General features: G+C 71.6%; 15 protein-coding genes. 3 read left to right on the top strand and 12 right to left on the bottom strand.

What is annotated here, in order from left to right; all coding sequences use genetic code 11:
* Positions 1-14: 14 nt before the first annotated feature.
* Positions 15-503 (bottom strand): DUF6121 family protein, encoded by a 489-nt coding sequence (locus PX701_RS03110; protein WP_275505457.1) that lies wholly within the window; start codon positions 501-503, stop codon positions 15-17.
* A 59-nt stretch (positions 504-562) separates the two neighbouring features.
* The gene (locus PX701_RS03105; RefSeq protein WP_275505456.1) at positions 563-1120 is read right to left on the bottom strand and encodes a hypothetical protein; all 558 of its coding nucleotides are present in this window, start codon (positions 1118-1120) and stop codon (positions 563-565) included.
* Between the two features lie 140 nt (positions 1121-1260).
* Between PX701_RS03105 and PX701_RS03100 the strand changes: the two genes are divergently transcribed.
* Complete coding sequence (locus PX701_RS03100; RefSeq protein WP_231430088.1) at positions 1261-1902, top strand: TNT domain-containing protein; 642 nt, start codon at positions 1261-1263, stop codon at positions 1900-1902.
* Between the two features lie 238 nt (positions 1903-2140).
* Here the strand turns inward: PX701_RS03100 and PX701_RS03095 are convergent, their stop codons facing one another.
* From PX701_RS03095 to PX701_RS03060, 8 genes are all read right to left on the bottom strand, one after another.
* Positions 2141-2650, bottom strand: a complete 510-nt coding sequence (locus tag PX701_RS03095) for an Imm61 family immunity protein (RefSeq protein ID WP_231430087.1) — start codon at positions 2648-2650, stop codon at positions 2141-2143.
* Positions 2651-2659: 9 nt separating this feature from the next.
* Complete coding sequence (locus tag PX701_RS03090) at positions 2660-3226, bottom strand: T6SS immunity protein Tdi1 domain-containing protein (protein ID WP_231430086.1); 567 nt, start codon at positions 3224-3226, stop codon at positions 2660-2662.
* Between the two features lie 145 nt (positions 3227-3371).
* Positions 3372-3713, bottom strand: coding sequence for a hypothetical protein (locus PX701_RS03085; RefSeq protein WP_275505455.1), 342 nt, complete (start codon positions 3711-3713; stop codon positions 3372-3374).
* 119 nt (positions 3714-3832) lie between these two features.
* On the bottom strand, positions 3833-4111 hold the full coding sequence (locus PX701_RS03080) for a hypothetical protein (RefSeq protein WP_231430084.1): 279 nt from the start codon (positions 4109-4111) through the stop codon (positions 3833-3835).
* On the bottom strand, positions 4108-9813 hold the full coding sequence (locus tag PX701_RS03075; protein ID WP_275505454.1) for a glycohydrolase toxin TNT-related protein: 5706 nt from the start codon (positions 9811-9813) through the stop codon (positions 4108-4110). The genes PX701_RS03080 and PX701_RS03075 overlap by 4 nt, the downstream gene beginning before the upstream one ends.
* Before the next feature lie 96 nt (positions 9814-9909).
* The gene (locus tag PX701_RS03070; RefSeq protein ID WP_231430083.1) at positions 9910-10218 is read right to left on the bottom strand and encodes a hypothetical protein; all 309 of its coding nucleotides are present in this window, start codon (positions 10216-10218) and stop codon (positions 9910-9912) included.
* Positions 10211-10870 carry a WXG100 family type VII secretion target gene (locus PX701_RS03065; protein ID WP_231430082.1) on the bottom strand — a complete coding sequence of 220 codons (660 nt, stop codon included), beginning with the start codon at positions 10868-10870 and terminating at the stop codon, positions 10211-10213. The genes PX701_RS03070 and PX701_RS03065 overlap by 8 nt, the downstream gene beginning before the upstream one ends.
* Positions 10871-10934: 64 nt before the next feature.
* Complete coding sequence (locus PX701_RS03060; protein ID WP_231430081.1) at positions 10935-11228, bottom strand: WXG100 family type VII secretion target; 294 nt, start codon at positions 11226-11228, stop codon at positions 10935-10937.
* Positions 11229-11453: 225 nt separating this feature from the next.
* On the opposite strand from PX701_RS03060, the gene PX701_RS03055 reads away from it, so the two are divergent.
* The gene (locus tag PX701_RS03055) at positions 11454-12185 is read left to right on the top strand and encodes a hypothetical protein (protein ID WP_275505453.1); all 732 of its coding nucleotides are present in this window, start codon (positions 11454-11456) and stop codon (positions 12183-12185) included.
* The gene (locus tag PX701_RS03050) at positions 12182-12817 is read left to right on the top strand and encodes a hypothetical protein (RefSeq protein ID WP_231430079.1); all 636 of its coding nucleotides are present in this window, start codon (positions 12182-12184) and stop codon (positions 12815-12817) included. The genes PX701_RS03055 and PX701_RS03050 overlap by 4 nt, the downstream gene beginning before the upstream one ends.
* Positions 12818-12940: 123 nt before the next feature.
* Here the strand turns inward: PX701_RS03050 and PX701_RS03045 are convergent, their stop codons facing one another.
* On the bottom strand, positions 12941-13546 hold the full coding sequence (locus PX701_RS03045; protein ID WP_275505452.1) for an FHA domain-containing protein: 606 nt from the start codon (positions 13544-13546) through the stop codon (positions 12941-12943).
* Positions 13547-13662: 116 nt separating this feature from the next.
* Complete coding sequence (locus PX701_RS03040) at positions 13663-17991, bottom strand: FtsK/SpoIIIE domain-containing protein (RefSeq protein WP_275505451.1); 4329 nt, start codon at positions 17989-17991, stop codon at positions 13663-13665.
* Positions 17992-17995 lie beyond the last annotated feature (4 nt).

Here is a 17995-nt window from a genome sequence, read left to right as displayed (position 1 = left end):
CGCGCAAGGCATCCCTACTGCTCGTCGTCGCGCTCCCAGGGCCAGCGCGGGCGCTCCATGCCGCCCTGCCGACCGCGCGCGACGAGCACCGCGAACGCGGCCGTGACGAACGCGCACGCCGGCACGATGAGGCCGAACCAGCCGAGCCCGAACACGAGACCGAACCGCACGCTCTCGGCAGGGGCGTCCGACGAGCCGAGCAGCCGGCCGATCGTCGCGACCGCGACGAACGCGAGCCACGAGGCGAGCGTGGCCACGAGCACGGTCACGACCGCGCGCTCGGGATGCCGCAGCAGAGCGCCCAGGCTCACGAACACCGCCACGACGGATGCCGCGACCGCCGCGGGGGCGACGAAGATGCCGACCGCCGGATCGCCGACCACTTCGAGGTCGAAGAGGAGGCTCACGAAGCCGAAGCCGCAGACGACGAGCGCGAGGTCGAGCGCCGCCGCGAAGCTCGCGACCACCCACGCGTTGCGCGTCCGGAGCTCGTCGTCGGCCATCTCTCGAGGCTACGCCCGATCGCCGGCCGCGTCGCCGGGACGGCCGGTGCGGCCTCGCGTCAGTCGACGACGCGGAGCGAACGGACGATCGAGTCGAGCGACGCCGCCGCGTGCGCGACGAGCTCCTCGGGTGCGGGGCTCACCATGACGCGAACGGTCGCGCGATCGCCCTGCAGGAGGTAGGCCAGGCCGGCAGCCGGACGCAGGCCGGGCTGGGGCGCGAACCGGCAGCGCACCGCGATGCCCGTGCCGAGGCCGGCGACCTCGATCGGGTCGACGGCGGGGCGCCCCTCGAGCTCGGCATCGCCGAGCAGCGCGCGCACGAGCGAGCCCGCGATCTGCTGCGGCTCGGTGACGCCGATGCTCACGACGAGCGCCGCCGCACCGGGGCCGGGCAGGTACAGCAGTCCGACGGCCGCGCCCGGCAGGATGCGCGACGGCGCTCCCGCGGCGAGTGCGCGCACGGCGTCGAGCCGTTCGGCCGTCGTATCGGGATGGCGACGGAGGAAGCCCGCGACCACGTCATCGGCCCACACCGCGGCCTCGTCGCCGTCGATCGCCGCCTCGGCCGGAACGCGCAGCCATGCGGTGTTCGGCGCATCGAGTTCGAGTCTCATGCCAACCAGCATCCCATGCAGGCCCGGTGGCCGGGGACGACGCGGGCTCCGCCGGTGCATGGCGGGCCTCGCCGTGCATGGGGAGTTCTCCCCATGCCCGGCCCGGGCGCGAACCCTCGCCAGCGGCTATCGTTGACCGCATGTTCGAGGATCTGAGACGAGCGTTGGCCGAGCGTGGCCTCGGCCCGCGCGACCTGCTGCTGCCCGGCGAGACGGACGAGCCGCTGCAGGGTGGGCTCGTGCTCAGACCGGCCGCATCCGGGTTCGAACTCGTGACCGTCGACTACGGCCAGGCCGTCGTGCTGCGACGCTGGCCCACCGCCGAGGAGGCGTCGGCGGGTGCGCTCGAGTACCTCGCCCGGCCGCTGCCCGCGCCCGAGCGAGCGAACGAGACGGCCCTCGCATCGGTCGCCGCGAGCGCCACTGGGCACTACGACGAGCTCCGCGCGCGCCTGGCCGACGGTACATCGTTGCTCATCGAGCTGCCGGCGGGCCTCGTGCTCGACCGCATCGGCGCCCTCGACGGCGTGCAGCTCTTCCCGAGCGGCACATCGGTCGAGGCGCGTGCCCTGCCGCCGACCGCGCTGGTCGACGGCGCCGCGCTGCACCGCTTCATCACCGCCGGCGACGTGCTCGTGCGGGCCGCGCTCGTGCAGCCGTGGTTCGGGCAGCCGGGTGGCGGCCTGCGCTTCACGCTCGCCGACGACTACGTCGGCATCCGCGACCTCGTGGTCGCCGACCGACTCCGCCGCGTCGAACTGATCCCCGCGCCCGCGGTCTGAACGCCGGCAGTCCTACGCCGGCGCCGGAGCGTCCGGTCCGGCCGCCGCGCCTCTGATCGCATGCTCGCAGCGGACTGCGGACCGCGATGACGCTGCCCTCGATGGCGGTCTCACCGACGTTCACCTCGGGCACGTCGCGCCTTCAGACACGAAATCGCCAGCGCGCGAGTCGGCACGGAACCGACGCCACCCGAAGAGTACGACTCCGCCCATGCGAGCTCTCCGCCTCGGATCGCGGTCAGCGTATGAGGAACAGCGGGCGCCCGCCCGGGTGCTCGAGCGACGCGATGATCTCCTCCTCGGTGCGGCGCGCGACCGAGGTGAACTTCGCCGCCTCGGATGCGGCAGTCGATCCGGGCGGGAAGATCGCCGCGTGCGGTTCGCCGTCGGACACCCAGCGAAGCGTCTGCTCGGCCTCGCCCGTCTCGAGATCGAATCCTGCCGGAAGCGATTCAGGGGAACCCGGGAAGCGGATGGGCCGCTGCCGGAGGTGCGAGCGCACGTGCACGCTCAGCAGCATGAGCAGGTATTTCCGGACGAGACCCATCTCGCTGCTCGACACGAGCAGCCGTGGGACCTCGTTCCGCGCCTGACGCGTCAGTTCGAAGCCGCCCTCGCGTGCGCGGATCTCGTACAGGATCTCCATGTCACCGATCGAGAGCACCGCGTCGGCCGACGGAAACGTGACGACGCGCCCGTCGGCGGCGTAGTCGACGATCGGATCGGACCTTTCAGCCGAGGCATCCATCGCCGAAGACTAGGCCGTCTGCAGGTGTGCGCGCACCTGCGGCTGACCGGCGAGTTGCGCGATGACCGCAAGGTGCTCGTAGAGGCCCGACAGCTGCAGGTTTCCCGCGTCGGGCCGGCCACCGAGCGCGAGCAACGGAACGAAACCGTAGCACTGCTCGAACCCGGGCGCGCCATCGCGGTCGCGGGCGGCCGGGTACGGCTGCCACTCCCAGGCGACGTCGCGCTGAGCCGGGTCCTCGACGAGGGCGACCAGCTCGTCGAAGCTCGCGCCCTCGACGAGGTCGATCACCCCCCAGCGCGGCTTGTACACGAGGTAGAGCCCGTTGACGTGCACCACCAGGTCGCCCAGCGCCGTCGTGAAGAGCACGGTGGATGCCTCGGGCAGACCGATGACGCCCTCGAGCATCTGCGCGGCGCGGCCCGGATCGACGAGGCGGAAGTAGCCGTCTCCGACGAGGCCGGCGCCGTCCGTGCGCCAGAGCTCGGTGACCTCGGCGGGCACCTGTCCCTCGTAGGCCCGGATCGTTTCGTCGGAAATGGGAGCGACCGGCTCGAAACTCCGGAACCTCGTCATGCGTACGCCTTCCTCAGTTGGGTCTGATCAGCTCGTCGTGTCCGATCCGGGCGAGCCGGATGCCTCCGCGGCGGTCAGCACTCGGCCACCCGGGAAGTCTACCCAGCGGGGTGCGGGAGGGAATGGGGAGCACTCCCCATGGGCTTCAGGCGTCGTGTTCCGGAAGACCGACGCGCCCGGCGAACGGTTCGACGAGCACGGCGAACTGCTCGACCGTCAGCTTCCGCCGCTTCAAGATCGCACGGGCCGTCGTCGAGATCGCCGCCCGCGCATCGGAGTGGAGTCCCACCAGATGGGCATCCAGCTCATCGGCCCGAGGGAGCAGCCCCGCACGGATGCGGTGATCGAGCTCCGAGTTCTCGCTCGCCGACGGAACCGCCGCGCGGCTCGCCTCCTTGCCGCCCTCTGAGCGCAGGTCGACCAGCCGGTCGAACGCCGCCTCGAGCTCCTCGGCAGGCAACCCAACGGCCTCATCGACGAAGCGCATCGTCTCGGCATCCAACACTGGGCCTCCAGTTCGCTCGGGCGGTGACTCGGAAAAGCCTCAGTCTATGAGAACTTCGCGACACCGCGCGGGCATGGCGGGGTGGGCGGAACGACGTCCGCTCACTCGTGCACGGATTCGACCCGGTACCCGAGCGCTCGAACCGAGTCGAGGAACGAATCGAGATCGGCGGCGCCCCGGAGCAGACTGCCGAGCTCACCCTCGTTCACCGACATGTAGAAGGTCGCCGTCGCGAACGGATGGGTCACCGGCGGTGCGCCGGGCGGCGGCGGTGGCGTCGACGTGCTCACGAGGATCCCGCCTTCGCCCCGCAGTTCGAGGGCGAGACGATCACCGGCGAACACCCGATACCGGGGCGGGTCTTCCTGGATCCGGTTCACTGCGCTCCCTTCGCTCCGTAGAGCCCATCGATCAGAGCGAACATCTTCGGATCGTTCACTCGCAGCCACTCCCGCGTGTACTTCGCGGTCACCGCCGCGTTCGGACTGTACGCGTGACCATGGTAGGCGGCCACGGAGTTCGCGAAGTACTCCTCCTTGTTCGCCGCCGAGTACCAGTCGGGATCCAGCCAGTCCTTGTGGCCGGATCCCCCGGCGGTGCCGCTGTTCACGACCGGCTGAGCGGCGACGCGGTCGGCGTGGAGCTGCGCGAGGGTGTTCACCTGATCGGGCGTCAGTGCGGAACGCTGCAGCCCGTGACCGCCCTCGTGTGCGGCGACGAAGCCGGGCCCGTAGCCCTGCGGAACGGCTGCGAGCGCCTCCTCACCGATGGCGACCCTGACCCGCCCGTTCACGACATCCTGGATTCCCCGGACGTCGGCCCACTGGCGACCGTCGAAGGTCTGCAGGCCCGCCAGGTGCGCATATTCCGCAAGCTCGGTGAGCTTCTTCCCCGCGGGGATGATGTCGATGGCCACCGGATTCGCCGCGAGCAGTGCACGGTTCTCGGGCGCGAGACCACCGAAGAGTTCCTCGGCCTGCACCCGCGCCTGGTCGATCGAAGCCTGCGAAGCGCCGTTTCCGTTCACCTCGCAGAGGTCCGCGAGGGACGGCTGGGATGCGGCATCCGCGTCGGCGTCCTCAGCGGGCGAGGCTTCAGCCGTCTCCGAACCGGTCTGCGCCGCAGTGGTCTCAGCATCGGCGGTTTCCGCCTCGGTGGTCTCAGCCACGGCGGTCTGGGGGTCGCCCGCTTCAGGGTCGGGCGTCCCGTCATCGGTTGAAGACGAGTCGGGCGTGCCCGCGTCGGTCGACGTCGACTCGGGCGTGCCCGCGTCGGTCGACGTCGACTCGGGCGTGCCCGCGTCGACCGTCACCGCCGGCCCGGTCGCACCGGTCGGCGGGGTCGCCGACCCGTTTCGCGACAGTTCTGGCGCGGCCGGAACGTCGGACGATTCCGCCGGAGTCGGGTGCGGGGTCGGGATCGGCCGCCCCGCGGCATCCTCCGGCGACATCGGCGACCGCGGGTCCGAGTACGTTCCCGAAGCGCCGTCGACATCCGTCCGCACGAGGGTGCCGTCGGAGATCATCTGGTCGACCGTGAGCGCATTGCCGTCCGAGTCGAGGATCCGGACCTGCAGTCCGCCGCCGTCGCGCCCGAACGCCGGCGCGATCTCGGAGACCTCGATACGGGTGCCCGCCGGAAGTGAGTCGCCGAACCGGTAGATCGAGTACGGGTCGCTCAAGTTGCTCGGCGGCAGCGACCGCGCCTCGAACGGGGTGCCGGGGAAGGAGAGGAAGTCTCCGTACGGGCCACCCATCCGGTCGAGCTCGTCGCCGTAGTCGCGGACGAACGCGTCGAGCGCGTCGGGGCCCGAGTATTCGACGAACGTGTCGGGGTTCGCGCCGTGGTTGCCCGGGTAGACCGGACGACCCTGCGCGTTGGTGTAGCGGCTCTCCCACTCGTCACGCGTGTACGGCGTGCCGTCGTCCCCACGGCCGTACGGCGCCTCCGGGTCGGTGATGAGATGCGAGATCTCCGAGGGGACCGTTCCCGGGTGGGCGAACGGGTCGGCCAGGTGGCCGCTCTCGCCCGGGTTGCGCACGTCGCCGTAGTTCGGGTCGACGGGACTCGTCGACGCATGGTCGGGGACGCGCTCCCAGCTGGGGCCGTGATCGGCGCCGGACAGCACCGGGTCGCCCATCTCGGGGGTCCACGGTGTGCCGGTCGACGCCGACGGGCTGCCTGCACCATCGGCAGAACCGACCGCGGCCGCCCGCGTCGCACCCGCGTCCGCACCGCTCGTGGTGCCGCCGGCACCGGCACGCGACACCGAGGTCGCGTTCGCGCCGCCCGTTGCGCCCGTCGACGCACCCGGAGTCGCAGCGGTCGACGTGCTCGCAGCCGGCGCGGTCGCCGCGGCGGCGGGCGCCGGAGCCGGGCTCGCGGCGGACGAGCCCGGCGCTGCCGGGGCCGAGCCGGCCTGCGCCCCCGAACCTGCGGCTCCCGGCGCCGGAGCCGGCCCCGACGTCACCGGCTTCGCGGAGGTCAGGGTCGCCTGCGTGGCCGAGACACCGGTCTCGAGATTGTGCGCACCGAGCTGGACGTTCAGCTTGATGTGCGCGCGCAGCGCCGGATCGATCTTCCGCACAGCACCCGCGACATCCGCACGCAGGTCGTCGAGACGACGGCCCGGCCACCCGGCACCGAGCGCGCTGTTGATCGGTGAGTGACCCGCGCCATCGAAACGGTCGGCCCGGCCGCCCGCGATCTGATCGGGGCCGTGCAGCACCGCGGGCGTCGGGTAGGTCACACGTACGCCGTTGGCGGTCAACGTCTTCAACGCCGACTTCTGCAGGTCCTGCGCGACCCGGTTCTCGCGGTCGTAGAAGTTGATGTTGTGCTGCCACTCCGACACCGTCAGGTCGTTCAGCCCCTGCTGCTGCAGACCGACCTGGCGCTGGAACTCGGCCCAGTCATGGTTCGGGTTCTTCGGAAGATTCGGGTCCTTCCGGTTGAACGCGTCGACCGTGATCGCGTTCTTCAGCGAGAACGAGCCATCGTCGTTCGCGACGATCGGCGAGTTCGGCTGCGCCGCGAGGGCGGTCAGCTGGCTCCGGATCTCGGGCGTCAGATCGGGGATGTTGTAGCCGTTGTACGTCGTGCCCGGCCCCGCCGAGCCATCCGACGGGTGCGTCGGCGACACGGTCGCCTGACTCGTGAACCCGGAACCGCTCCGGTCACCGCCGTCGCCATCCGTCCCGGAGGACGTACCCTCCGAGCCTGCGGGGGTGGTGGACGCCGTGGCCTCCGGGGTCGTCGCGACCGGCGATGCCGGTGCCGGTGCCGGTGCCGGTGCTCCCGAGTGGGGCGCGGTCGCGGCCGGCGTGCTCGGGGCGGGCGGCGCCGTCGGTGCAGCAGGCGCACTCGGCGTCGTCGCGCTCGGCGCACTCGGCGTCGTCGCGTCCGGCGCACTGGGCGTCGACGCGTCGGGCTTCGCGTTCGGCTTCGACCCGTCGGGGTTGGTGACGTGCTCGGGCTGGATCGACGCGTCCCAGGTCGTCGCGCTCGGCTCGTTCGGCGGCCACGGCGAGCGGCTGCCGGTCTGCGCGTCGAGCGACCACACCGTGGTGCCGTCGAAGTACGCATTGAACCAGTGACCGTCGCCGGTGGAGCGGTCGATGCCGACCACGCAGTGCGACCCGGGACCCATGTCGCGCAGCGTGGCGTCGATCTGGGCCGGCGTCATCGGCGTCTGCGGGTTGCCGGTGCGCGCCTCCATCTGCGAGATGTCGAGCGTGCCGGTCGTGGCTTCCGCCGACGACGTCCCGTTGAGGAAGTCGTTGAGGTTCGACGAGGTGTTGCCGCAGTTCGTGGCGTACCCGTTGGCCGGGTCGGACGGGTCGTAGTGCGGGTTGATCTGCGCGAGGGCCTGATCGATCTCCGCGAGCGTACGGTCGGAGTGGTTGCCCGACGGCTGGTTCGAGTCGGCGCTCGAGCCGTCACCGGTGCCGTTGGCCGGCTGCTGCGGCGCCGAGCCGTCGCCCGCCGCGGTGCCGCCAGGAGTGCCCGGCTGGGCGCCGGCGGGTGCCGCAGGAGTGGCCGGCGTCGCACCGCCCGCTCCGGCACCGGCGGCCGACGACGTCGTGGGCGTTGCGGTGCCCGAGCCGCCGAACAGGTTCGTCGGCAGGATCGAGGGCTTGCTGAGCAGGGCGGCGGCCCCCGCCGCTGCGGCGCCCGCGCCCGCCACCGGAGCCACGTCTTCCAGCGTGAGCTCATTCGACTCGGGGGATGCCTCGGCGTCGCCGTCCTTCGACGACCCGACCTCGGCCGCGACCGAGTCGCCGTCGAGCTGTGTGGGCACATCGGTCAACTCGATGTCGACATCGACGTCGGCCGGGGCCGTCGCACCCGACGTCGGCGCCGAGGTCGACGTTCCGGATGCGGCCGCCGCAGGGGTGCCGGCTTCAGGAGCCTCCGGCGACGCGCTCTCGGGCGAAGCCGGCGCAGCGGCCTCGGGAGCCGTCGGCGCAGCGGCCTCGGGAGCCGTGGGTGAACCAGCCTCAGGAGCCGTGGGTGAACCAGCCTCAGGAGCCGTCGGCGAACCAGCCTCAGGAGCCGTCGGCGAACCAGCCTCAGGAGCCGTCGGCACCTCGACCGAGCTGCCGTCACCGGCACCCGAACCACCCGCGTCGCCCGAACCCGGGGTCGGCGCGTCGTTCGAGACCTCGACCGGGCTGCCGTCACCGGCACCCGAACCGCCCGCGTCGCCCGCACCGGGCGTCGGGGAGTCGTTCGACACGTCGACCGGGCCGGATCCAGCCGGTTGGTTCGACGAGCCGGAGCCGCCACCCGGTGTCGGCTGCGAGTCGGAGCCGACGTCGATGCCGGGCGTCTCGGTCGCCGACGGCCCGTGACCCGACCCGCCCGGGCGAAGCGCGTTGATGCCACGACCGCCTGCGGTCAGCGAGCCGCCGAGCAGCGCGCCGAGCACCATGTCGGAGATCGGGTTGAACTCCTCGCCGGTCACCGCCGACTCGACCGCGGAGCTCGCGAGGCCGTCGACGGCACCTGCCCCCGTCTCACCGGCGACCTCTCGGAGACCGTTGCGGAGGCCGGGACCACCCGACCCGCCGAGCACCCGCGACAGCGGCGACGCCACGGCGCCGCCCGCGAACGCGGAGAGGAACGCCGTGCCGACGTCCTGCGAGGTGTAGTCCTTGTCGCCCGAGCGCATGGCGTTCACGCTCGCCGTCGAGATCGCCGACGCGAGGCCGGCCTGCAGGCCCTCCTTGGCCGCGCGCAGCCCGCCGCGCACCAGCACGCCCTGCACGCCGCGGATGCCGCGGAGGAAGTCGCGCAGTCGTTCGATGAGCTTCGCGATCTTCACGCACCAGCGGATGATCGTCGTCGACACCTTCGCCGCGGTGGCCAGGGCACCGATGCCCGCCGTCACGATCGACAGGAGACCGCCGATCGCCAGTTCCGCGGCGATCTCGATCGCCATCTGCTTGAGGAACCATCCCAGCTCCTCGCGCATGTCGCGCAACTGGGTGCGGAAGTCGCTGATCCAGGTCTGCATGCCCTCGGCGCTCGTGACCATGTCGCCGAGGCCCGACGCGATGCCCTGGCGGCACGAGAGCATCGACTGCTGTTGCGGCACGGTCATCGCGGAGATGCTCGACATGCTGCCAGAGACCTTGGACTTCGCCGAGCGCACGCTCGAGGCGAAGGTCCCCCACGCTTCGGCGGCGTTGGCGAGCTTGTCCTCGTCGCCGGTCGGGATGACCACCCCGACCTGCGCCAGACCCCACTCGATGAGCTCCTGGAACTCCCCCAGCGGCCCGGGCCACCCGGCGCCCAGCGCGTCCGGCGGATTCGACTTCGACTCGTCGATGAAGGGGGTCGCCGTCGCCGGCTGCGCCGTCGCCGGGTCGAGCCCGGCACCCGGCTTCTGGGCCCCGTCGTACGCGCGCCCTGAGTTGGACAGGCCCGCGTCGAGGATTCGCAGCCCGTTCGCGAACGAGCGCACCCCGTCGATCGTCGGGCCGGCGAGGGCGTCGTACCCGTCGCTGCCCTGGCAGAACTCCTCCGCCGCGTTGTCGTCGCCCGCCATTCCGCCGGCACCGGACAGCGACGACGTCAACGCCGAGATCGCTCCGTCCAACGACTGGGCGATGCCATACAGCTCTTCACCGTCTTGGACCAGCCGAGCCGAGTCCAACCGCACCTGTACCACGAACTACCCCAAACTCGACTCGAGATCCGCCCACGACGAATCGAGTCCCTCGATCGTCGCCGTGTACGCATCGAACGTGACCTGCGCCTGCGCCAGCAATCCGTCGGCCGTCTGCTCGAGCGCGGTGGCTCCGACGGCCCATGCGCTGAACGCACCCAGGAACGACTGCATCGCGGGACCCTGCCACTCCGCCGGGAGCATGTAGGCGAACCCGCTCGCACCCTGCTTCAGTGCGGAGCAGTACGCGACCAGCTCGCCCATCGTCTGCACCAATGCCTGCAACTCCGCAGTATCGGCCTGCTGCTCAGCCACGACCGTCACCTCCACCTTCACCGCGCACGATCGCTTCGCCGTCGGAAGCCTCGGCACCGGATGCGGTCAACGTCGGCCCCGCCTCGGGCACGTACGGCTCGCCGTCGGCGTCGAGGCGGAACACCCCGGTGCCGATCGAGTCGTCGTCGCCGTCTCCGTCGGAGTCGCCCGAGCCGCCACCCGTGGCCTGCCCGCCGCGACGAGCGCCGAGGGCCCCGCCGCCGAACTGCTCGACCTCATCGTCGCCCGCGTAGTCGCGGCCGAAGAACTCGGCCATGTCCTCGGCCTTCTCCTCGCCCGAGGCGACGCGCTTGCCGAGCCCGCCCGATGCGTTGCGCACCGCGACGAGCCCCTGCCGGCCCTGGCGGAAGCTGCCGCCGACGCCCGACTCGGTCTGCGTGTACGAGCCGTCGGCCGCCATGAGCCCGTGCTGCAGGCCGGTCAACGACAACCGCACCTGTCCGGCGAGGGTCAGGAACGTGCCCCAGTTCTCGGCGAACTTCTCCGCGTCTTCGCCGACCCACGTCGTCCCGGCCATCCGCGTCACGACGCGATCGACCGATGCGAGATTCGCATCGAACGTCGTGACGACCGAGCCGATCAACGCGGCGACTTCGCTCAGCGAATCCGCGCGTACCTTGAAGTAGACCATCCCAGACCCCTCGCTCGTGGCAAGGTGCCGGCACCTTCATGCACCGGCACCCGATAGACCGGTGTCAGCCGTTGAACGTACCGGCGATCGCGTTCTCGCTGTCTTCGTACGACAGCGAAGCCTGGTTCAGCAGGTCGCTGATGCCCTGCAGGGACTCCTTCAGCTGCAGGCCGGCCTGGTCCCACTGCGAGTAGAGCTCGTTGAAGCTCTGCGAGGCCGTACCCGACCAGTCGCCCGAGATGAGGCCCTCGACGAGCGACTTCAGGTTCGACAGCTGCGACTCGATCGACTGCGACCCGCTCGAAAGCTGGCCGGCGACGCCGGCGAGGGACTCAGAAGTGACGCGGATCTCCGCCATGATTTCCTCCGTTGAATCAGCACAGAATTGCTTGACACGACGTGGAGCCGACAGTTCAACCCCGACGTCTGCACCACGCTACCTGCTCCGCCCCAGATCACCGATGGGGACAACTCCCCATCCCCTTCCCGCCCGACGCTGCGCCGATGCCGGCGCGGTTCGGGCCGGGCGCACAGGGTAGGCTGACGTGCCGCAGGGCACTCGAAATCTGACGGAGGTGACGTCGTGCCGGAGATCGTCTACGAGGCACACGTCGACCACGCGAAGGTCGACCGCACGGGGCGGTGGAACTCGGGCATGCTGCTCACCGGCGCCGCGATCGGGGTGCTCCTCGCCGTCGGCCTCGCCGTCGCCGTCATCGCCGGCCTCGGCTGGTTCACCATCACGATCGCGAGCCTCGGCGTCGCGGCCTGCGCGGTCTCGGTGCTCCTCGCCTCGCGGCGCCGCCGCGCGCTCGGCCTGCTCGTGACCGACGACGACGTCGCCGTCGCCGTCGAGACCGAGGGGATCCGGCTCGCGGGGGCACCCCTCATCCCGTGGACGGAGATCGTGTTCGTCGGGGTGCTCGACGACCGAGCGCGCAGCGCCCGCGTCCAGGACCTGCCGTTCTCCGGCCCGCTCGCGCGTGCGACCGTCAGGTCGGGCAGTGCGACGCTCCTCTGCGAGATCGGCGTCCGCGACGGCGAAGCACTCCGACGCGCGTTCGCCGGCGCGCGGGGCGCCGACCGCGTCACGCTGTTCGACCGGTTCGACGGCACTCGGCGCGGCCTGATTCCGCTGATGCTCGACGCCGTCGTCGACGACGCCACGGCGCTCCAGGCCGCGCAGGTGCTCATCCGGGAGGCAGAGCGCCGAGGCATCCCGGCTCGTTCGTTCACCAAGGTGTTCGCATACTTCGAGTGGAAGGGGCCGATGATCGATCTGAAGTGGCCCGTCGAGAAGAAGGGGATCGCGTGAGCGAACCGCAGGAACTGCCGATGCACGCCGCGAGCACGGAGGTGCGTCGTGTGCGCTCCCGAGGCCAGATCATCGCGGCGCTCGTCATGGTCGCCGCCGGCGCGATCTGCCTCGTGCTCTCGTTCGTCATGTACGACGCGCTCGTCGAGGTCTCGTCCGACATGCAGGGACGTCGATCCGGCCTGCGCACGTTCGTGGCTCCCGGCGCGGTACTGCTCAGTGCAGCGGCGCTCGTGTGCGGACTCATCTGGCTGTTCGCGTGGTCGTACCGCTGGGAACGCGTCGCGACCGGCACGAAGCTGAAGCAGCGGGTGAACACGTACCTGGCCGTCGCCCCGCAGGACGCCGGCGCGCTGCTCGAGCGCGTCCGCACGGGCGACCCGCGCGTCTACCTCCCGCTCCCCGTCGCCAAGCACGGCAACGTCGTGCTCGCGACCTGGCTCGCGCCCGCCGACTCGGTCGCGTACGTGGCGGTGACCGCAAAGGTCGGTCGCGAGTGGCAGCCGCTGCCCCTCGTGACGCTCTCGGGCAATGCCTACAACGCGATCAGCCTGGTGACGGCCGACCAGTACGGGTCGCGCGCGAGCCAGACGATCGTCAACGGATTCCTCGACCCGTTCCTGCGCGACTGAGTCGCTGTCGGCCGCGCCTCCGGGGGCGCGGAGGCGGTCGCGGACGCGGACCGTCGGGTTCCGCAGTCGAGCGGCACGGCCGCCCACCGAGCGACGCCGGTTCGCGCGACGGCAGCGCGCCGCTCAGGCGGCGGCGCGCATCTCGAAGCTGATGTCGCCGACCCATACGCGGTCGCCGGGGACGACCTCGACGACATCACCCGAGCCCGCCAGCGGAATCTCCTGACCGGCGCGCTCGACGTGCGAGCCGTTGCTCGATCCGGCGTCGGCGACGGTGATGCGCCCCTCGATGAGCTCGAAGTACAGGTGCACGCGCGACACCGAACGGGTGTCGTCGAGCACCTCGATCGCCTGCACCCCCGTCGCCGCGGCGGTCTGCGCGGGCTTGCGGCCGATGACGGCCCGGCCGCTGACCATCACGTGCTGCCCCGTCGAGAACAGGAGCTCGACCTTCTGCAGCACCGGCGGGGCGGAGGCCACGACCGGCTGCTCGTTCGCCTTCGCCTGCTGCCACGGCAGCAGCGAGGGCAGCGGCACCGGGTCGATCGGCTGCCGCGGCGCCGCCGGCGCCGCCACGGCGCCGGGCGCGGGCGTCGGCCGTGCCGCACCGGGCAGTGACGCCGGCGCCGGCGGCCGGCTCAGTTGCGGCACGAGCTGGCCGCACTCGGCGCAGAACATGCTGTTGGGTTGCAGCGTGGCGTCGCAATACGCGCACCGTGCAGAGGCCACAGTCCGTCACCTTTCCGTTCCGGGTCGACCGACCCCGTCGAGTCTATGTTCTCCGGCCGACGCGACGATCCACCTGTGGATGCCTCGCGCACGTGCCGCGTGCGCACCGTTCCCGATCACTGCCGGGGGTCGGGAACCCTCGCCGGCATCCAGCCTCCGGCCGACAGGAACACCCCGCCGCCGGGGGTCGAGTGCCCGAGCATGAACTTCGGGATCGGCGCGCCGACGGCCTGCGTGCCGATCATGGCCTGGTTCGGGCGGAGCACGAACGCCCGCCGAGCCTTCTTCGCCTCGACGAACGGCCCGCCGAACAGCGTCGAGAGCGAGTCGGAGTCGGCGGCGACGATGAAGGTCGCCCGGTGCTTGATGCCCGTGAGCGCGTGCTCGATCGGCGCGTTCTTGAACTGCTCCGCATCGTCGACGACGACCGTGAGCCTGGCCCCGTCGAGCGGCGCGAGGACTTCGTCGAGCTGCGGCGGCTGCACGTCGCCGGTGCGGATGACCGGGATGCCTGCGGCATCGGCGAGTTCGGTGAGCACCGACGCTCGCGGTGCCACGACGAGCAGCGGCTCCTTGCGCCAGGCGAGCTGGTGCACGAGCGCGGCGAGCGCCGACGACCGCCCCGACCGCCGGTCCCCCGCGACGATGAACCCGCCCTCGCCGGGCCAGTCGAGCGTGAACTTCGACAACCGGTCGCCGCCGATCGCGACGACGATGCCGTGCTCGGGGCCGCCGTCGCCGAGCGGCAGTTCGTAGGCCGTCGTCAGGGCCATGTACCCGGGCAGCGGATCGACGCGGAACGGCTGCGGCAGCTCCTGCAACTGCGGGAACTGGTCGAAGTGGTCGCGGACGTGCTCGATGATGCGACGCAGCGCCGTGGTCTGCGCCTCGCCGCTCGTGTCGCGGACGAGCACCGCCAGCTGCGCTTCGGAGCCCTGGGCGCCCCACAGCGCCCGGCCCGGCGGCAGGTCGAGCGGAATGTCCTTGGCCATGATGCCCGCGGTGCGGTAGTCGTTCAGGTCGCGCATCGGCAGGGCGTACTGCTCGTCGATGAACGACGAGACCTTGTCGCCCGAGATGCCGCGGTCGCCGGTCATGAGCACGCGCACGCCGACCGCCGGGCCCTCGCGGAGGATCCGCATGAACTGGTCGCGGAAGGTGACGAGCTGGTCGGGGTTCATCGTCGACAGCATGCGCTCCCAGCCGTCGACCGCGAAGATCGCGTACGGCAGGGCGGTCGCGGGGTCGGCGTGGGCGCGCTGCTCGTTGATGTGGCCGACGCCCGCGTTCGAGAGCACGGTCTGGCGGGTCGCGAGCTCCTCGAGCATGCGCTGCATGAGTCGCGGGAGCCGGTCGCCGTCGAGCTGCGTGACGACGGCGCCGCACTGCGGGGCGTCGGCGAACGGCAGCAGCGCGCCGTTGCCGAAGTCGCTGATGTAGAGGTGCAGGTCGCCAGGCGTGAACCGCTGGACCGCCTGGGCGAGGAGGGTGCGCAGAGCCGTCGTCCGACCCGACATCGATCCGCCGAGGAAGAGGATGTGCGAGCCCGTCGCGACGTCCCAGGTGAGGCTGCGCTGCGACTGCTCCCCCGGAACGTCCTCGAGGCCGAGCAGCAGTTCGGCTGGAGCGAGGGGAGCGTCGGCGAGGCGCTCGAGCGGGAGCACCGCCGGCAGGGGCAGGAGCCACGGCGACGGGTTCTTCTGGATGCCGAGCCGGTTCGTCGCCTCGGTGATGACGTCGACGAGCGCACGGAGGTCGGTGTCGTCGTGATCCCGGTTCTCCTCGACCGCTGCCGGCTGCTTCGGGAACCGCACCGGGAACCCGAGGGTCTCCCACTCGAGCTTGGCGGCGGGCGGCAGGACTTTCACCGAGCGCTGGGCACCCGGGCGGATGCCCGCCACGCGCGCGGTCTGGAAGCCGCTCGGCGCGGCGCTCGGTCCGAGCCGGACGAAGCCGCGACCGGGCGTGGAGGCGCTGATGAGCGCGGCCTCTCCCGAGCCGAGCACGTCGGACGAGTCCGAGCGGTCGGTGACGCGAAGCGCGACGCGGAGGTTGATGTTCGACTGCATCTCGGCGGTGATCACACCCGCCGGGCGCTGGGTCGCGAGCACGAGGTTGACACCGAGCGAACGGCCGACGCGGGCGATGCGCACGAGGCCGTCGATGAACTCGGGCAGCTCGGTCTTGAGCTCGGCGAACTCGTCGATCACGATCATGAGCCGGGCGAGGCCCCGCCGGGCCGCGGTGTCGGCGTCCTTCGCCCATGCGGCGTCGACGTCCTTCGCCGCCATGTCGCGCAGCACGACCTCACGACGCTTGAGCTCGGCGTCGAGCGACGCGAGCGCGCGCTCGGTCTCGCGCGCGTCGAGGTTCGTCACCATGCCGACCGTGTGCGGCAGCCGCTCGCAGTCGGCGAAGGCCGAGCCGCCCTTGTAGTCGACGAGCACGAAGTTGAGCGCGTCGGGCCGGTTCGCCATGGCGAGGCTCACGACGAGCGCCTGGAGGAACTCGGACTTGCCGGATCCGGTCGTGCCGGCCACGAGCGCGTGCGGGCCGTCGCGCGAGATGTCGAGCGCGAACTCGCCGTCGGCGTTCGCGCCGACGACCACGAAGGTGTTGCGCGGCTGCTTGGCCCAGCGCTGCATGATCGGCGACGGGTCCTCGAGGTCGATATTGAGGAGGTCGACCATGCGCACGCTCGTGGGCAGCATCGCGTCGTCGCCGACGCCCGAGACGTGCTGGATCGAGCAGAGGCTGCGCGCGATGCGCTGTGATGCCGGGATCGAGACGCCGTCGAGCAGCACGGTCGGGTAGTACTCCTTGCCCGTCTCGAAGCGGCCGAGCGCGGGGTCGGACGGGTCGATGAGGATGACGCTCGCCGCCTCTTCGGGAAGGCGCGCCCGCTCCGAGTCGAGTGCGAGCACGTGGATGCCGTGCGCCGGGCCGTGCTCGAGGATCGGCACCATGCCCGGCAGCATCCGGTAGTCGCGTGCGCCGTCGACGACGAGGAGGACGTCGGAGGCCGCGGGGGCACCGCGCTGGCCCGCGCTGCGCATCCGGTTCTCGAGCATGACCGCGACCTCGCGCAGCCGCTCGCGGCGCGTGTCGTCGGTGTTGCCGAGCATGGCCGCGACGGTGCTCGTGGCCTGGGTGTGCGGCAGCCACTGGGTCCACCCCCACTCGGCGTCGTCGGCCGCGTCGCACACCACCACGAGTTCGGCGTCTCGGGGCGAACGCAGGGTCGCGTACGAGGTCACCATTGCGCGCGCGACGTTGCGCACGGCATCGGGCGGCCCGGCGATGCCGACGACGCCAGACCTGAAGTCGGCGGCCACCGGCTGCGGGGTGACGCCGACGGAGGGCTCGGAGGAGCGGTCGCGGCCGCCGCCCTCGAATCGCACGTCGAGCTGCACCTCGGTGACGCCCACGCGCAGCTGCATCGCGTCGTCGTCGACTCGGCGACGCTCCCAGAGCCGCGCGAGCGGGCGGGTGGCGATGTCCGCGATGACGACCGGGTCGGGCATGCGGTACCAGCCGTCGAGGCGCTGCGCCTTGGCGAGCTCGGCGATGCGCCGGCCCGCCGCCTTCACCTCGTCGATCCACTGCTGCTCGGTCTTCATGCCCTTCTTCTTGGCGAGCTTGCGATTCGTGAGGAACGAACCGATCACCATGATCGGGCTGGCTGCGGCCATCATGAGCATGATCGGGCGCTGGAAGAGCACCGCCATGGTGACGCCGAGCACGACCGGGATGATCGCCGACAGCCACGGCAACGGCGACTGGTCGGGGTCGTCGGGCTTGTCGCCCGGCAGCTGGACGACGGGCTGGCTCTTGGACGGGTGGATGCGCGACGGCCGGTTGAAGGCGCGTGCGCCGAGCGCGTCGCGGGTGAGGTCGGCGTCGGAGCCGGGCGCGACGCCGATGCGGAACATGCTGTTGCCGAGCTGGAACAGGTCGGCCGGCACGAGTTCGGCTTCGCCGTCCACGGCGTCGCCGTTGACCCACATCTGCGCACCGCCGACCGGGGTGAGCATCGCCTTCAGCGGTGCGGGCCGGCCGTCGGCAGTGTCGGTGCGGACGAGCGCGAGCGTCGCGTGCTCGGGCGCGAGCGCGGGGTCCGCGATCGCGAGGGATGCCGCCCGGCCGCTGCCGATCGAGATCGTGCCGCCCGGCATGAGCGGGACGGTGTCACCGGCGAACGGGCCGCCGACGACCTCGAGGCGGAGGGCGCCCGGCGCCAGCTCGACCGAGTTCGACGGCGGAACCGTCGCACCGGAGAGGAGCATCGACTCGCCCAGCGGAGTCGCGGTCGTGGCGCTCGGGTCGAGCGACTCGTGCGGCACGCCGAGCGACTCGGCGACCTCGCCGATCGTCGTGGCCTCGTCGACCTTGAGCAGGTACGACGCCGCTCCCGCGGGGTCGGCGATCGTGAGTCGGACGGTCATGCTG

The organism is Agromyces chromiiresistens, assembly GCF_029167465.1.
Taxonomy (GTDB): domain Bacteria; phylum Actinomycetota; class Actinomycetes; order Actinomycetales; family Microbacteriaceae; genus Agromyces; species Agromyces chromiiresistens.
This window is presented reverse-complemented; position numbering and strand designations above follow the sequence as displayed.

What these genes read in the sequence shown, in the direction of transcription:
- PX701_RS03110 (WP_275505457.1), bottom strand. Translation starts at nt 503, where the DNA reads ATGGCCGACGACGAGCTCCGGACGCGCAACGCGTGGGTGGTCGCGAGC.
- PX701_RS03105 (WP_275505456.1), bottom strand. Translation starts at nt 1,120, where the DNA reads ATGAGACTCGAACTCGATGCGCCGAACACCGCATGGCTGCGCGTTCCG.
- PX701_RS03100 (WP_231430088.1), top strand. Translation starts at nt 1,261, where the DNA reads ATGTTCGAGGATCTGAGACGAGCGTTGGCCGAGCGTGGCCTCGGCCCG.
- PX701_RS03095 (WP_231430087.1), bottom strand. Translation starts at nt 2,650, where the DNA reads ATGGATGCCTCGGCTGAAAGGTCCGATCCGATCGTCGACTACGCCGCC.
- PX701_RS03090 (WP_231430086.1), bottom strand. Translation starts at nt 3,226, where the DNA reads ATGACGAGGTTCCGGAGTTTCGAGCCGGTCGCTCCCATTTCCGACGAA.
- PX701_RS03085 (WP_275505455.1), bottom strand. Translation starts at nt 3,713, where the DNA reads ATGCGCTTCGTCGATGAGGCCGTTGGGTTGCCTGCCGAGGAGCTCGAG.
- PX701_RS03065 (WP_231430082.1), bottom strand. Translation starts at nt 10,870, where the DNA reads ATGGTCTACTTCAAGGTACGCGCGGATTCGCTGAGCGAAGTCGCCGCG.
- PX701_RS03060 (WP_231430081.1), bottom strand. Translation starts at nt 11,228, where the DNA reads ATGGCGGAGATCCGCGTCACTTCTGAGTCCCTCGCCGGCGTCGCCGGC.
- PX701_RS03040 (WP_275505451.1), bottom strand. Translation starts at nt 17,991, where the DNA reads ATGACCGTCCGACTCACGATCGCCGACCCCGCGGGAGCGGCGTCGTAC.